Origin of the sequence: Streptomyces sp. NPDC017991, from assembly GCF_044328075.1 — a bacterium.
GTDB lineage: Bacteria > Actinomycetota > Actinomycetes > Streptomycetales > Streptomycetaceae > Streptomyces.
Genome location: NZ_JBIRGP010000008.1, coordinates 23,636 through 39,957, shown reverse-complemented (window position 1 = coordinate 39,957; position 16,322 = coordinate 23,636). Strand labels below are relative to the sequence as shown.

Sequence of the window (16,322 nt, the reverse complement as noted above, 5' to 3'; positions counted from 1 at the left end):
GGTGGATCGGGCGACGGGCCGCTCGGGTCAGGTCGACCAGATGACTACGCCGTTGTGGAGGATGACCACCTTCGCGTCGGCTCGCAGGATCAGCTGGGCGTTCGCGTGGCCATGGCTCCGGGAGGCCCAGATCGGGCGGTCGTCCCCGTTGTGGATGACGAGGTTGCCGTCCTCCTGGAAGATCGCCCGGTGGTTGCTGCCGAAGGTCATGGACGCCCAGATCGGCTTGTTCTTCTCGTTGTACACGACGAGGTTGCCGTCGCCCTGCATGACCATGCGGATGCGGTTGGTGCTCCAGGACTGGTTGGCCTGCAGAACAGTGGTCGCGTAGACGGTCTTGGTGCCCCAGTTCGGCTTGGGGGTCGCCTTCGGTTTGTCCTTGGCCGGGGCCTTCGACTTCTTCGCGGCCGGGCTGCTCGTCCTTGCCTCCGGCACGGGCGCGACGGCCTTGGGGACGACCTGCGGAGCCTCGCTCTTCTTCGGCTTCTCCTTGCGCGGGGACGAACTGGGCGTCTCGGCCACGTAGTCGTCGAGGACGGCAGGGGCGGAGCTCGCGTTCAGGACGGTGTCCGAACCCTCCGCGGCCAGCCCCTTGGAATCGGGCCGCCCGTCGTCCTGCGCGCTCCCGGCCAGCAGCAGCGGTATGGCGATCAGGACGGCGCCGGCGATCGCGGCCCCTGCCAGGACCGGCTTGCGGGGGCGTCCGCTGTTGACGCCGGTGCCGGTCTTCGTGCCCGGCGGAGTCGTCGCGACGGCCGCCGCCACGGCGACGCCTTCCGTGCGAGCCTCAGGTGCCTCGGTGGTCTCCGCCGTGGGCGCGGGCGCCGCCTGGGCGGTGGGAGTGGGGGGAGCGGCCGGGGTGGCCGGGCCGGCGGGGGTGCCGGCGGTCTCCCCGTCCGGGTCGGCGCCGGTCTCGCCGTCCGGTTCGGCGCCGGGCTCCGCGGCCGGGGCGGTGCCCTGCTTTCCGTTTCCGGCCGGGGCAGCGCCTGACTTCGCCTCAGGGGTCTCTGAGGTCTCAGAGGTCTCAGATATTTCAGAGGCCTCGGCAGGGGCCGCCGGTGCGCGCTCGTCCGGTGCCGGCGACGACGCGGATGTGGACTCGGCCTCCTCCGCGCCGGCGGCGGCTCCGTCCGCGTTCTCGCCGGGGGTGTGGGGCTGGGGGGACATGCGGTACTCCTCCTCGGTGGCGGAGCTGTCGGTGGTGGGCACCGGTCCGAACAACGGCTGGGCCGGGCCGATCCGATGCCCTGCTGAGCTGCGAGGCCTTCCCGTACGGCCCTGGCTCGGGCGTCCGGATGGAAGGCACTTGTGCAAGGCGGTACAGGGCACTTGTGCATGGACGGGTCCGATGGCAGACCCAACCTAGCCCGTCGCAGGGGCGACAGCAGCACCCCGAGTCCCAACCGCCCCATCGCTTTGTCCACCCACGCCTCACTGCTCCCAAAAAGTTCTCCAACCGGGCAGCAAACGGGCAGGCGGTCGCCCGATACGGGTCCGCCCCGACGCCCCACGCGTGGGGCTGGTGTGGCATTCTGTTGGCTCCCCGATCTGATCGATATCGGCATCGGCGTGCGCGTGTGTGGTGCGGCACCCAGGAATCCGTACGGACCGAAGAGTTCAGGTGAAGATGCGGCCCGGAGAACGGCAGGAGGGCGGGCACGACGCCTTGCCCGTGGTGCCCGACGGCTCCGGCGGGACCGCTGTCACCGAGTCGTCCGTCGCCGGCACCACAGACGTACCAGTCACCGCGGACACCGTGAACACCGTGAACACCTCGGAGACCGTGAACACCGTGGACGCCGCGGAAAACCCCGACATACCCGAGGCCGTACGGGCCGCTGCCCGCCGGGCTCCCGGTCACTGGATCGGGGTGGTCGACCCGGAGTGGACCGAGGAGCGGACCCCGCCGGAGTGGGCGGTCCTGGGGGAGTGGCAGTCGGACGAGAGCGGGGGCGTGGGGGAGTACCGCGCCAACCCGGCGTACCGGCCCTCGGCCCGGGTGCTCGGCTGGCCGAAGCCCACCGACCCGGTGGACGCGGCGGCGCAACGGGCCGCCACCGGTTACGGCTCGGTGGACGAGGCACTCGCGGCGCTCGCCGAGGCGGAGGTGACCGTGGTGCGCGCGCCGGACGGCGGACCGCTCACTGGCACCGGGCAGGACGGGGCGCCGGTGGTGCTGTTGTTCACCTCACCGGCACACGAGTTCATGTCCCCGGTACTTCGTCATGGCAGGCTTCCGGCGCGGCAGCTGGCCCGGTCACTGAGCGGTTCGGGCACCCGGTTGATGGTCAACGCCGGAGCCGCGGCCCCCTTGTTGGTCCCGGCGGACAGCCTTCTCCCTCTCCTACCGGGACAGGGCGTCGAGGGGGCGACCGCGGCGGACGCCGTGACGACGGAGGACTTCGGTACTCCCTCCGCAACTCCCCCTGACACAGCGGCCCGTGCCGGCTCCGGTACCGGTTCCGTGGCCGCACCGCCACCGGCCGGCAGTTCTCCTGAACTCCACCCCCACAGCCCCCACATCGCAGGGAGGACCCCGTGACACGTTCGGCCCAGCAGCCCCCTGCCTCCCCGAGTGCGTCGGCCGATTCCGGTAGCGAGGAGTCGGTCTCGACCACCGCCACCGCCACTGCCGTCGGCGCCGAGCCCAAGCCCCGGCCCGAGTCGGAGCGTACGTCCGAGCCCGCAGCGGTGACGGCCGGTACGAAGTCAGGTGAGGCCGAAGGAACGGCCCCCCAGGGCAAGGCCACCGAGCCCGAAGCCGGAACTGAGCCCGAAGCCGGAACTGAGCCCGAAGCCGGAACTGAGCCCGAAGCCGGGACCGAGCCGGAAGCCGAGGCCGGGACCAAGGGTGGAGCCGGTACCGACTCCGAAGGCGGAGAGGCCGAGGCCGACCCCGGTGCCGCCGCCGCGGCCAAGAGCCGGCTCCCCGCGCTCGTACGGACCATGACGGCGACCGCGATCGACCGGCCGCAGCAGCAGACCGGGCCCGTGGGCCGGCCGGGCAAGGCGGTGCTGGCCGGGGCCGCCGTCGCGGGCGCGCTGCTCGTGTCCGTGCCGTTGCTGATGCTCGGCGGGGACGACGACAAGGACCGCAGGGGACCGGCCTCGGCCGGAACCGTGCTGGGTGGGAACGCCCAGGACGTACCCGGCGAGTTCGCGGAGACCTCGCCCGACACGGGTTCCGCGGGCGACGGCAAGAAGGACCCCGTCCAGCAGGGCAAGTCGGCCCAGAACGCCGCCACGTCCGCCCCGGCGAAGAGCGAGAGCAAGGGCAAGGGCAAGGGCAAGGGAAACGGTGACGGCGAGGCCAAGAAGGACGCCGCTCAGAAGGACGCCGGTCAGAAGGAAAAGCCGGCGAAGCAGAGCGGCGGGAAGACGACCTCCGGTGGGGGCGGGAGCCAGTCCGCGAAGGCCGGTTCAGGGGTGACTCTCAGCGCCTCCGTCTCCCTGCGCAGTCACCTCTCGGGCAAGTGCATCGACGTACCGGGCAGCGATTTCGGCGACGGCAAGAAGCTGTTCGTGTGGGACTGCAACGGCGGGGCCGCCCAGAAATGGCAGTTCGCCTCCGACGGCACCGTCCGTATCAAGGGCCTCTGCCTGGACGTGGCCAACGCGAACTACAGCGACGGCACTCCCATCCAGATCGCCCGGTGCAGCGGCAACGCCGCTCAGAAGTTCGTGCTGAACGCCAGCCACGACCTGGTCAACACCGTCGTCGGCAAGTGTGTCGACATCAAGGACAACAACCGGGGCAGCGGTGCCTGGCTGCAGCTGTGGAGCTGCGCGGGGACCGACAACCAGAAGTGGAGCGTCTGAGACAGGGCGCCCGCAGCCCGAGGGCGCCCCGGAGAGCCCGGGAGCACCCCTCTCGGCACCCGCCCGCCCCAGGGCGAGGCATGATGGCACCGTCGGTTTCACCGACACGCGCCCCCGGCGAGGGGGCGCCCGTAGATGAAGCCCCCGTGGCAAGGAGGTTGGTGCGTGTCGCGCCAGGTACTGACGGTCGGTCCGGGGGACCGGGATCGCTACCGGACGATCGGTGAGGCCCTCTCGGCTGCCCGTACCGGCGCGCTCATCAGCGTCCGGCCCGGGACGTACGCGGAGAACCTGGTGATCAACACCAGGGTCACCCTCACTGCCGAAGAGGGCCGGGGCACCGTGGAGATCCGGCCGCGCTCGGGCAGTGTGCTCGCGCTGCGTGCCGACGCCGTGATGCTCTCCGAACTGACCCTGCGCGGCGGCGACGCCGAGCAGCCGGCTGTGGACGTGCGGCGCGGACAGGCCGCGCTGGACGGCTGCGAGGTCATCGGCTCCGCCTGGACCGCGCTGCTGGCCGGGGGCACCGGCTCGATCGCGCTGCGCGAGTGCCGGGTGAGCAACTCCCAGGGCGCGGGCATCGTGGTCACCTCGACCACGCCCACCACCGTGGAGTCCTGCACCTTCGAGCACCTGGGCACCAGCGGCCTGGTCCTCGCGGAGCAGGGCGAGGCGCGTATCCGCGGCTGCACGGTCCGCGACGCCCGCGGCAACGGCCTGCTCGCCAACGGCGAATCCCGCGGCACCGTCGAGGACTGCGACATCTCGTCCACCGACAAGCCCTCCATCGCCCTGGAGGAGAACAGCTCCCTCTCGGTGATCCGCACGGTCGTGCACGACACCAGTACCGGTGTGCACCTGAGCAGCGCGGGCCGTACGACGCTGGAGGACGTCCGCGTCACCGGCTCGTCGGGGAACGGGATCGTCCTGGCCAAGGGCACCGACCCGGTGCTGCGCCGCTGCCGTGTCTCGCGCACCCGCGGACACGGCGTGCTGGTCACCGACCGGGCGCGCGGCACCTTCGAGGACTGCTGGGTGGACGGCGCGCAGGGCGCGGCCCTGCGGGTCGCCGGGGCGGCCTCCCCGGCCCTCACCGGCCTGACGGTCCGCGACTGCGACCAGACCGGGCTGCTCCTGGAGGAGGACTCGGCGGCGGAGCTGGACCACCTGGAAGTGATCGGCGGCTCGCCCGCGATCGCGGTGCGCGGCGGCGCCAACCCGCTGCTGCGCCGGGCCAGACTGGTGGAGCCCGCCGGCGACGGCATCGTGGTCTCCAAGGACGCCCGGGGCCGCGCCGAGGACTGCGAGATCGTCCGGCCGAAGGGCGCGGGTGTCCGCGTCGGCTCCGGCAGCACGCTCTACCTGGCCGGCGGCGGAGTCTCCGACACGACCACCAACGGCCTGGTCGTGGACGACGGCGGCAATGTCACCGTCCGCGACTTCCGCATCGAGATATCCGGCGAGGAAGGTGTGGTCGTCGCCGCGGGCGGCGAACTGACCGCCAACCGCACCTCGGTGCACGCACCCCGGGGCCACGGTTTCCTGCTCCGCGAGGGGGCGCTCGCCTCGCTCAGCGGCTGCGAGGTGTCCGGTGGCGCCCAGGACGGCTTCCGGGTGGAGTCCACCGCGCCGGTCTCCCTGGTGAACTGCCTGGCCCGGGAGAACGAGGGCGGCGGCCTGGTGCAGACCGCCCCCGGCGAGCGGCTGGCCGTGGAGGGCCTGAACAGCACCGGCAACGGCAAGCGGGACGCCTGGGGTTCCGGCAGCGCCGAGAACACCGACCCGGCCGGCTCCGGCGCCGCGGACGCGCCCGCGGCGGACCGCCCGGAGGGCCCGCTCGGCGCCCTGAACGCGCTCATCGGCCTGGAGAACGTCAAGCAGCAGGTACGTACCCTGGTCAACCTGACCCAGCTCGCCCAGCGCCGCGAACAACTCGGTATGTCGGCCCCGCCGATGAGCCGGCACCTGATCTTCGCCGGCCCGCCCGGCACCGGTAAGACCACCGTCGCCCGCCTCTACGGGTCGATCCTGGCCGAACTGGGGTCGCTGCGCAGCGGGCACCTGGTGGAGGTCTCCCGCGCCGACCTCGTCGCGCAGGTCGTCGGCGGTACCGCGATCAAGACCACCGAGACCTTCCAACGGGCGCTCGGGGGCGTCCTGTTCGTCGACGAGGCGTACACGCTGACGTCGGACAGCAACAACGGCGGCGCCGACTTCGGCCGCGAGGCGGTGGACACCCTGCTCAAGCTGATGGAGGACCACCGCGACGACGTGGTGGTGGTCGCCGCCGGCTACTCCCGCGAGATGGACTCCTTCCTCGCCTCCAACCCGGGTCTCGCCTCGCGCTTCTCGCGGACCGTCGAGTTCGAGAACTACTCGGTGCCCGAACTGGTCGCGATCATGGAGAACATGTGCGCCCAGCACCAGTACGAACTGGGTGAGGGCACCGAGGCGGCGCTCGCCGCGCACTTCGAGGCGATGCCGCGGGACGCCGGCTTCGGCAACGGCCGTGCCGCGCGCGGGGTGTTCGAGGAGATGGTGGACAGACAGGCGGTCCGGCTCGCCTCCCAGCAGCAGGTGGGCGAGCGCGACCTGCGGCTGCTGCTGCCCGACGACGTCTCCGCGACCGCCGTCACCAACGCCGCCGGGAGCGCGGCCCCGGCCGACGACCCGCTGACCCGCCTCGGCGACATGATCGGCCTGTCCGAGGTGAAGCGCGAGGTCGCGGACCTGGTCAACCTCATCACCACGGCCCGTCACCGTGCCGCCGCCGGGCTGCCGGTGCCCTCGCTCAGCAACCACCTGGTCTTCACCGGCCCGCCCGGTACGGGCAAGACGACCGTCGCCCGTCTCTACGGGGAGATCCTGACCCAGCTCGGCGTGCTCCAGCGGGGCCAGCTGATCGAGGCGGCACGGGCCGATCTGGTCGGCCGCTACATCGGCCACACCGCCCAGCTCACCCGCGAGGTCTTCGAGAAGGCCCGCGGCGGGGTGCTGTTCATCGACGAGGCGTACACCCTCACCCCGCGCGGCAACGGCGCCGACTTCGGGCAGGAGGCGGTGGACACCCTGCTGAAGCTGATGGAGGACCACCGCGACGAGGTCGTCGTCATCGTCGCCGGCTACACCGACGAGATGGAGCGCTTCCTCGCCTCCAACCCGGGCCTGTCCTCCCGCTTCCCGCGCCGGATCGCCTTCGCCGACTACTCCTCGGAGGAACTGGTCACCATCGTCCGCACCCAGGCCGCGAACATGGGGTACGAGTGCGGGCCCGGCACCGGCCCGCTGCTCAAGGAGTACTTCGAAGCGCTGCCCCGGGACCGGTCCTTCGGCAACGCCCGCCTGGCCCGCCAGGTGGTCGAGTCGATGGTCACCCGGCAGGCGGGACGGCTCAGTTCGCTGGCCGCGCCCACCCTGGACGATCTGCGCATCCTCCTTCCCGGCGACGTCGTGGCCGTGACACCGAAGGCGGCTCCCCGATGAGATCGTCCGCCCGCGGGACCGCACGCCTGCTGTCCGGGGTCGGCTGCGTCGCCGCCCTGCTGCTGCCCACGGCCGTCACGGCCCAGGCGGCGCCCCTGTCGCGCGTGCCGTCGGCCGACGGGAAGAAGGGCCAGGAACTGCCCGGCATGCCCTCCTCGATCGACTCGGACGCGGCCTGCACGCCCGCCTCCCACGAGAAGGCGAAGAAGCAGGACTGGTCGCGCCAGCGCCTCGATCTGGACCGGCTGCACGGGTACAGCACCGGTGCGGGAGTGACGGTCGCCCTGATCGACACCGGTGTGGACACCGGGGCCGAGGGGCTCGACGGCCGGGTCACCGCCCAGGGCGCGGCCGGTGACGACTGTGTCGGCCACGGCACCTTCCTGGCCGGGCTGATCGCCGGGGCCGGCGGGGGCGGTGCGCAGCTGACCGGTGTCGCTCCGGGCGCGAAGATCCTGGCTCTGCGCGGTACCGACGAGCGTGGCCGGGCGAGTTCCGACCTGGTCGTGGCGGCTCTGCGCGCGGCGACCGAGGCCGATGCCGAGGTCATCGCGGTCTCGGTGGCTCTGCCACGCCGTGACGCGGAGCTGACCCGCGCGGTCGCCGACGCGCGGCGGGCGGGGGCGGTGGTGGTCGCCGCGGCCACGCCGGATCCGCCACGCGGTGCCGGAACCTCCGACGAGATCCCGGCTCGTAGCTACTGGCCGGCCGCCGAACCCGGCGTCCTGTCGGTCGCCGACATGCTTCCCGCCGGGGTCCGTCCGGACAACGCCCTGGCCACCAGCGGTGTCGACCTGGCCGCGCCCGGCGCGGGGGTGGTCTCCGGCGGGCCGCGCGGGGACGGGCACTATCTCGGCGCGGGGGCGTCGGTGGCGGCCGCCTATGCCGCGGGGGCCGTGGCTGCTGTTCGTGCCGCCCGGCCCGACGACTCGGCCGACGACGTCGCCCGTCGGCTGACCGCGACCGCGTATCCGGCGGACATCCCGCAGCTCGACGCCTACGCCGCCGTGACCACGGTCCTCAGCGACTCCGCTGCGGCCGGTGGGGTGGAGCGGGCCGCCGATCCCGTGACCGTGCGCGACACGACCGCGGCGGATCGGGCCACCGATCGGGCCACGCTGTTCGTGGTCCTCGGGACCGGGGGTGTGCTCGCCGTGCTGTGGGGTGCGTTCGCTCTGCCGAGGGCTCGGGCTCGGGGTTGGAGGCCTGCCTCTGCTTCCGCTTCTGCGCGGCCGGTTGCCGCGGAAGCGGGTGGGGACTGACGGTCGTTCGTCGGGTGCGGGCCGGTGGGGGCTGGTCGCGCAGTTCCCCGCGCCCCTACAGGCAAAAGATTGCGCCGTTCCCCGCGCCCCTGAAAAGGGGCGCGGGGAACGGCGCAATCTTTTGCCTTCAGTCCGTCTGCGCCACAGGCTCGTCCACCAGTGCCGTCTGCATAAGACGCTCGCGGCGCCGGGCGATGTGCAGGGCCCTGCCAGGCGGCAGGTTGCGGGGCTTCGCGTTGCCGAAGAGGCGGCCTTCCGTGGGCGGGCAGGACAGCAGGACCGCCGGGTTGTTGGCCTCGTCGAGGCGGCGGATGAGGCCGTCGCTGAGACCGCGGCCCGCGCCCATGGCGCTGCGCGCGACCACCAGGTGCAGGCCCATCTCGAAGCCGAGCGTCAGGTACTCGAAGAGCGGCTCCATGGGGCTCTGGAAGGAGCTGCCGGACACCATGTCGTAGTCGTCGACCAGGATGAACAGCCGCGGCCCGGTCCACCAGTCGCACTTGCGCATCCGGCCCGGGGCGATGTCGGCCCCAGGGACGCGGGTCTTCATGGCCCGCGCCGCGCCCTCGATGGTCTCCTTGAGGTTGTCCAGGGAGATGACATGCCCGATGCGGTACTCCTCCGGGACGGTGTCCACCAGGGTGCGGCGGTAGTCGACCACGATGATCTTCGCCTCGGTGGGCGAGTACCGGGTGGTGATGCCCTCCGTGATGCGGCGCAGCAGGTTGGTCTTGCCGCTCTCGGTGTCGCCGACCACCACCAGGTGCGGGGTGCGGCTGAAGTCGTGCCAGACCGGTTCCAGGGCGTCCTGGTCGATCCCGAGAGGCAGTCGCATGCCGTCGCCCTCGGTGGACTCGGGCGCCGGGAGTTCGGCGAGCGGGAGCCGGTGCGGCAGCATCCTGACCTGCGGGGCGGGCGCACCGGGCCAGTGCTTGGCGACCTCCGCGACCAGGTGGCCGACACCGTCGCCGAGGTCTTCGAGGGAGCCGCTGCCGTCCAGGCGGGGCAGCCCGGCGAGGAAGTGCATCTTGGTGTCCGCGGTGATGCCGCGACCACCGCTGCGCGGCACCGAACGGGCCTTGCGGGTGTCGATCTCGGAGTCCATCGGGTCACCCATCCGCAGTTCGAGGCGGGTGGCGGCCTGGTCGCGGACCTGGGCGGACAGCTCCACCCAGCGGGTGGTGGTGATGAGCAGGTGGATGCCGTAGTTGAGGCCGCGGGCGGCCAGTTCGTTGAACTTCTGGATCAGGTCGTCGTAGTCCTGACGGACCGTCGACCAGCCGTCGACCACCATGAACACGTCGCCGAAGGGCTCGTCGGGGAACTCCCCGGCGGCCCGGCGACGGCGATAGGACTGCATGGAGTCGATGGTGTGGTCCACGAAGAACTGCTCGCGCCGGGCGAGCAGCGTCATCACCTCGGCGACCGCCCGGTGCACCCGCTCCGGGTTGAGCCGTGCCGCGACGCCGCCGACGTGCGGAAGCGCGGCGAGCTGCGAGAGGCCGCCTCCGCCGAAGTCGAGGCAGTAGAACTGGATCTCGGCAGGCGTGTGGGTGAGGGCGAGCGCACCGATCAGGGTGCGCATGAGGGTGGACTTGCCGCTCTGTGAACCACCCGCGATGGCGACATGGCCGCCGGCCCCGGAGAGGTCCACGACCAGCGGGTCGCGGCGCTGGTCGAAGGGCTTGTCCACCAGGCCGACCGGGACCCGGAGCCTGCCCGTACCGGACCAGTTGACGGCGGTGAGGCCGCGTACCGGGTCGGGGGCGATGCCGGACAGCAGCGCATCCAGCGGGGAGGGCTCGTCCAGCGGCGGCAGCCACACCTGGTGGGCGGCGGGACCGGAGTCGCGCAGCCGGTCGAGGGCCACGGCGAGCAGGGTCTCCTCGTCCTCCTCGCTCTCCTCGGTCTCCGGCTCCGGTTCGGGCGCCGCCTCCAGCGTGCGGGGCACCACCCAGCCGCTGGTCCACGGCACCACCTGGCTCGCCACCCGGGCCTGGACCACGGCGCCGGTACGACGCCGGTAGGTGCCCGAGGAGTAGCCGGCCCGGAAGCGGGTCAGGGCCTCCACGCCGGACTTCAGATAGCCGTTGCCGGGCGCGGCCGGGAGCTGGTAGGCGTCCGGTACACCCAGCACACCGCGGCTCTCCATGGCGGAGAAGGTACGCAGACCGATGCGGTACGAGAGATGACTCTCCAACTGGTGCATACGGCCCTCGTCCAGACGCTGCGAGGCGAGCAGCAGATGGACTCCGAGTGAACGGCCGAGGCGGCCGATCATCACGAACAGGTCCATGAACTCCCGGTGCGTGGAGAGCAGTTCGCTGAACTCGTCGACCACCACGAACAGGCTGGGCAGCGGAGCGAGGTCGGCCCCGGCGGCGCGGGCCCGCTCGTACTCCAGGGCGGAGGTGTAGTTGCCGGCGGAGCGCAGCAGCTCCTGGCGGCGCATGAGTTCGCCGTGCAGGGCGTCCTGCATACGTTCCACCAGGGCGACCTCGTCGGCGAGGTTGGTGATGACAGCGGACGTGTGCGGGAGTTCCTCCAGGCCGAGGAAGGTGGCGCCGCCCTTGAAGTCGACCAGGACGAAGTTGAGGGTCTCGGAGGAGTTGGTCAGGGCCAGACCGAGGACGAGGGTGCGCAGCAGCTCGCTCTTGCCGGAGCCGGTGGCGCCGATGAGCATGCCGTGCGGGCCCATGCCGCCCTGCGCGGACTCCTTGATGTCGAGCTCCACCGGGCGGCCGTCCACGCCGACCGCGACCGGCACCCGCAGCCGGGCGGAGCCGATGTGCTTGCTGAAGAGGGTCTGCGGATCGTGCCGGTGCAGGTCGGGGATGCCGAGCAGGGTGGTCAGCTCGACGTCCGTCTCCAGCGGCTGGGAGATGTCGGTGCCCAGGCTGATCCGGCGGGCGGTCAGCAGCCGGGCCAGGGACTCCGCGCCGAGCGGCCCGAGCCGGTCGGGGCGGCCGAGCGCCACGGAACGCTCCTTGCGGCTGCGGTCGGTGCGCACCAGGCTCACCCGGTCCGGCCCGACGGTCAGCCGCAGCGTGTTGCGGCCGGGCTTCCAGCGCAGCGACCCGGAGACGTCGAGGACCACGGCGTTGCGATAGCCGTGCCCCTCCCAGCGATGGCCCTCGGGGACACTGACACCGTCCAGGACGACGACGGTGTACGGCTCGTCACGGCCGGGGCGGGCATCCGCGTCGAAGCCGGGGCGCTCGGCGAACTCGGCGCCGAGCAGGTCGTCCAGCTCGGTGAGTTCGGCGGTGATCCGCCGGACCTGGCCCGCGCCGTCCTCCTCGTGCGGGTGCAGCGCGTGCGGCAGCCACTTGACCCACTCCCAGTCGGGCCGCCGCTCGTCACTGACACAGACCGCGATCCACAGCTCCTCCGGCGCGTGGAACACCGCGAGCTGGGCGAGCGCGGCGCGCACCAGGGCGCGTACGGCGTCGGCGCCCGGGCCCTCGGCGGGGGCGCCGCCCCCGGCCTCGCCGCTCTCCGCCTCCGGCGGGACGTCCGGATCGGCGGACGCCGCCTGGCCCGTGGTCTCCGTCGGGCGCAGCAGCACCCGGGCCGAGGAGCGCAGATAGAGGCCGAGAGGCTGTTCGGGAACGGTGGAGTAGGCGCGGATGAAACGGCGCAGCGCGTGCGCGCAGAGCGGTTCGAGGTCCTCCACCGGACGGGTGGAGACCGGCTGCAGGGTGAGCGCGAGCTGCTGCTCGCCGACCGCGAGCCGCGCCTCGCCGAAGTCCTCGTCGGCCGGGCGGCGTTCCCACAGCCGGGAGGTGCGGGCCAGCGAGCGCAGTGAGGCGGGGTCGGGATGACGCCAGGCGAGCGCCCGCTGCTGCTCCGTGATGGTGGACCGGACCCGCTTGCGGGTCTGCGCCAGATACCGGAGGTAGTCGCGCCGTTCGCCCTTCAGGCGCTGCTTGCGCTCGCTGGAGCGGCGCATCAGCTGTCCCAGCAGCATCGCACCGGCGGAGAGCGCCATGACGCCCATCGCCAGATACATGAAGACGCCGTTCCCGCCGCCGGGGCGCAGGAACATCAGCATCATCGACACCGACATCAGCGCCATCGGCAAATAGGTCCATATCGCCGAGGTGTCGGGCACGGTCTCGGCAAGGACCGGTGGCTCCTGAAGGGTCAATTGCCCCTCGGGCATCTGCGGTCCGCGTCTGCGGGCCGGCCGGCGAAACAGCACGACACTCAAGGAACAGAACCTCCGGGTTTACTGGCTTTCCGGCCCGCACCCAATACCGGCGCATCCGGCAGCGGGAAAGACCGCACCGAGTCCATTCTCCCGGTACCGCGTCACGCGCGGAACGCCGGGTGAATGTTTCGAGCGGATAGCGGGGACGGTCAACTCCCGTGTTGGACAACTCCATACCGGACAATGAGTCCGGTCCGCAGCACGATCCGGCGGGCGTAGGCAGTAGTCTGCATTCACGGAACGCGACCTGTCCACGCGGGAGGGGCGGTCGCCGGCCGCGCGGACGAAATTCACCGGCCCGGCACCCCCGTTCCCGACCGCGCGCGGGCCTTCCGTACTCTTCGCACATCCCTCTCCCGGGGAGGCCCTCCCACTGCCCCGGGGAAGTCCTCCTGCCAAAGCCCCCACGGAAGACGAGAGTTACGCTGATGACCGACAGCGCTGTGGCCGAACTGTGCCGCCTGACCGTACGTGCGCCGAGCGTCTCCGTCGATCTGGCCGTGCCGGCCGACGTCCCGGTCGCCGATCTGCTGCCCACGCTGCTGCGCTATGTCGGCGAAGAGGCGGAAGAAGCCGGTCTCGACCACGCCGGCTGGGTGCTCCAGCAACTCGGAGACGCACCACTCGACGAGGAGACCACCCTCGCCCACGCGGGGCTCTCCGACGGCGCCGTGCTCTATCTGCGCCCGCACACCGAGGCGCTGCCCGAGGCCCGGCTCGACGACCTGGTGGACGGGATAGCCGACACCGCCGGCCGGCGCCTGAACACCTGGCACCCCGAAGCGGCCCGCGCGCTGCTGGTGGGCACCGCCGCCGCCACCGTGGTGGCCGCCCTCGCGCTGGTGCTGTGGCCCGGCACGCCCAACTCCGGCTTCTCCCGGGTCGCCTACGCGGCCGTGACCGGTCTGCTGCTGCTCGCGGGCGCCGGCTCGGCCAGCCGCGCGGTCGGCGACCGCCTGTCCGCGACCGCGCTCGGCCTGCTGGTCGCGCCCTGCCTGGCACTGGCCGGCTGGCTGCTGCCCGGCGGCGACCTGACCGGCGCGGACGCGCGGCAGGTCGTGGGCGCGCGGCTGCTCGCCGCGGGCGCCGCGGGCGCGGGCGGCGCGGTCCTCGCGCTCGCCGCCACCGCGGTCGGCGCCCCGGCCCTGTTCGCGACCGCGGTGGTCTCGGTGGCCACCGCGATCGCCGGAGGCCTCATCGGATACACCGGCCTGGCCGTCCAGGCCTCGGTGGGGCTGGTGGCGACCGTGGTCGCGCTCGCCGCCGGAGCGGTCGCGCCGTTCGCCTTCAAACTGGCCGGCATGCGACTGCCCTCGCTGCCGTCCTCCGCCGCCCAGCTCCAGGAGGGCATCGAGCCCTACGCGGGCGACGAGGTCGCGGAGCGCACCATGCTGGCCGGGCGCTGGGTCACCGCGCTCTTCGCCGCCACCGGCGTCATCGCCCTGGCGGCCCTGGTCGTCCTCACCGAGCACCCGAACCTGCCCGAGACACTGACGGCCCTCGGACTGACCCTGCTGCTGCTCCTGCACTGCCGCGGTCTGGTGCACATCTCGCAGCGGCTGACCCTGGCCGTGCCCGGTGTCCTGGGCCTGCTGCTGCTCGCCCGCGCCTGGGCGACGGACCACGACGGCACCGGACGCGCGGTCGTCTTCGCGGTGCTGCTCGGCGCCGCGGCCGCCTTCGTGATCGCCGCCTGGACGGTGCCCGGCCGCCGGGTGCTGCCGTACTGGGGCCGTGCGGCCGAACTGGCGCACACCGGCTTCGCCGTGGCGCTGCTGCCGCTCGCGCTCTGGGCGGCGGGCCTCTTCGGCTGGCTGCGCGGCCTGTTCGGCTGAGCACCCGCTGAGCACCCCCGCACGCCCGGTACGCAGAAGGAGTTGAGGAGAGGCCGTGCAGTCCAAGAGAGACCAGGTACACGCCCACAGTTTCATGATGGGCAGGCTCAGCTCGGGCCTGCTGATGGCCGACCCGGACGCCCCGGAGAGCCCGCTCGGGCGCACCACCCGCGGGGTGGTCTTCGGCGTCCTGGTGACCGTCCTGATCGGCGCGGGCGCCACCGTATACGGTCTGTTGCGTCCCGGCGGGAACGACGGCTGGCGCGACGGCGAGCACCTGGTGGTCAACCGCGACACCGGCGCCCGGTACCTGTGGACCGGCACCGACGGCGTACTGCACCCGGTGCGCAACTACGCCTCGGCGAAGCTGATCGGCGGCTCCGACCTGGCGACCGCCGATGTGCACACCCCCTCCCTGCAGGGCGTTCCGGTGGGCTCCCCGGTCGGCATCCCCGGTGCACCGGACGCCGTACCGGCCTCCGGGCAGCTCGACGACGGCGCCTGGCACATGTGCGTCACGGGACCGGACGGGGCGCTGCCCAACACCTCCGGTGTCGTGGCGACCACCGGCGTCGACAAGCCCGGCGCCACCACCGTGGCGGCCGGGATGCCGCTGGACTCGCGCGGCATCGGCCGCGACCGCGGTGTGCTGGTGAGCGGCCCGGACGACACCGAGTACCTGGTGTGGCGGGGCAGCAGGCTGCCGCTCGACCGCCCCTCCGACGCCCGCAACGCGCTCGGTTACGGCTCCCAGGAGCCGATGCCCGTCTCGGCGGCCTTCCTCGACGCGCTGGCTCCCGGCCCCGCCCTGAAGCCCCCCGCGGTGCCGGGGCGTGGCGAGAAGGGCCCCGAACTCGGCGGAGAGGCAAGCCGCATCGGCCAGTTGTTCAAGGTCAGCGTGGTCGGCGGCGGCAGCACCTACCACCTGCTGCGCGAGGACGGCCTGGTGCCGCTGACCCGGCTCGGCGCCGCCCTCGTACTGGGCGACCCGGCCACCCAGAAGGACGCCTACGAGGGGCAGTCGCCCGACGTGCGCACGGTCGGCGCGGACGCGCTGCGCGAGCACGCGGCGAAGGACGCGGCCGACGCCGTCTCCGCCGAACTGCCGGACGCGCCGCCCCTTCCGCAGTCCGCGGAGCGCGGCACCGCGCTCTGCGCCCAGGTCGACGGCGACAACGGCGGCGTACGGATCAGGTCGGTCATGGTCCCGCTGACCGAGCTGACCCCGGTCGCCGTGTCGGCGGGCACCGCGCAGCCGCTGGAACCGGCCTGTGTGCCCACGGAGGCCACGGTGGTACGTCCCGGGCACGGCGCCCTGGTCCGGGCCCTGCACGCGAGTGGCGCCGCGCACGCCGGGACCACCTACCTGGTGGCGGAGAACGGCGTGAAGTACCGCGTCTCCGCCAAGGATTCGCTGGCGGCGCTCGGCTACGAGGCCTCGGACATCGGCTCGGTCCCGGCCCCGCTGCTCGCGGCCTTCCCGACCGGCGCGGACCTCGATCCGGCCGCCGCCACGGGCGTCACGGAACCCAAGGCCACGGCGCCGGAGTGCGGGGCCGCCGGTGAGCCGGAGAAGCGCGGGGGCAGTGGCAAGGCGGACGCGGTGGGTGCCGCTTCGCGCGGCTGACGCCACACCTCGATTCGGGCAGGGAACCGGTGTCGCGCCGGGGAAATGGAAAAGAAAAGGGACGAGCGCAAGGGAAAATTCGA

Annotated in this window: 8 protein-coding genes; 6 read left to right on the top strand and 2 right to left on the bottom strand. The window is 72.7% G+C overall.

Translation table 11 applies throughout. The annotated features are described in order from the left end of the window. Window positions 1–27: 27 nt before the first annotated feature. Window positions 28–1,167, bottom strand: a complete 1,140-nt coding sequence (locus ACH4DZ_RS23430) for a mannose-binding protein (RefSeq protein WP_398289249.1) — start codon at window positions 1,165–1,167, stop codon at window positions 28–30. Between the two features lie 460 nt (window positions 1,168–1,627). Between ACH4DZ_RS23430 and ACH4DZ_RS23425 the strand changes: the two genes are divergently transcribed. The 4 genes from ACH4DZ_RS23425 to ACH4DZ_RS23410 all read left to right on the top strand — a co-directional run bounded on the left by ACH4DZ_RS23425 (window position 1,628) and on the right by ACH4DZ_RS23410 (window position 8,564). Continuing rightward, on the top strand, window positions 1,628–2,542 hold the full coding sequence (locus tag ACH4DZ_RS23425; RefSeq protein ID WP_398289582.1) for a type VII secretion system-associated protein: 915 nt from the start codon (window positions 1,628–1,630) through the stop codon (window positions 2,540–2,542). Continuing rightward, entirely contained in the window at window positions 2,539–3,819 is a 1,281-nt protein-coding gene (locus ACH4DZ_RS23420) for a ricin-type beta-trefoil lectin domain protein (RefSeq protein WP_398289248.1), read from the top strand. The genes ACH4DZ_RS23425 and ACH4DZ_RS23420 overlap by 4 nt, the downstream gene beginning before the upstream one ends. Window positions 3,820–3,984: 165 nt before the next feature. Further along, entirely contained in the window at window positions 3,985–7,302 is a 3,318-nt protein-coding gene (locus ACH4DZ_RS23415) for a right-handed parallel beta-helix repeat-containing protein (RefSeq protein ID WP_398289247.1), read from the top strand. Further along, window positions 7,299–8,564: a S8 family serine peptidase gene (locus ACH4DZ_RS23410; RefSeq protein ID WP_398289246.1), complete on the top strand. Its 1,266-nt coding sequence runs from the start codon at window positions 7,299–7,301 to the stop codon at window positions 8,562–8,564. The genes ACH4DZ_RS23415 and ACH4DZ_RS23410 overlap by 4 nt, the downstream gene beginning before the upstream one ends. A gap of 127 nt (window positions 8,565–8,691) precedes the next feature. Here the strand turns inward: ACH4DZ_RS23410 and eccCa are convergent, their stop codons facing one another. Continuing rightward, window positions 8,692–12,729: a type VII secretion protein EccCa gene (gene eccCa, locus ACH4DZ_RS23405; protein ID WP_398289245.1), complete on the bottom strand. Its 4,038-nt coding sequence runs from the start codon at window positions 12,727–12,729 to the stop codon at window positions 8,692–8,694. Window positions 12,730–13,205: 476 nt separating this feature from the next. On the opposite strand from eccCa, the gene eccD reads away from it, so the two are divergent. Beyond that, on the top strand, window positions 13,206–14,612 hold the full coding sequence (gene eccD / locus ACH4DZ_RS23400; RefSeq protein ID WP_398289244.1) for a type VII secretion integral membrane protein EccD: 1,407 nt from the start codon (window positions 13,206–13,208) through the stop codon (window positions 14,610–14,612). 55 nt (window positions 14,613–14,667) lie between these two features. After that, window positions 14,668–16,239: a type VII secretion protein EccB gene (gene eccB, locus ACH4DZ_RS23395; RefSeq protein WP_398289243.1), complete on the top strand. Its 1,572-nt coding sequence runs from the start codon at window positions 14,668–14,670 to the stop codon at window positions 16,237–16,239. Window positions 16,240–16,322 lie beyond the last annotated feature (83 nt).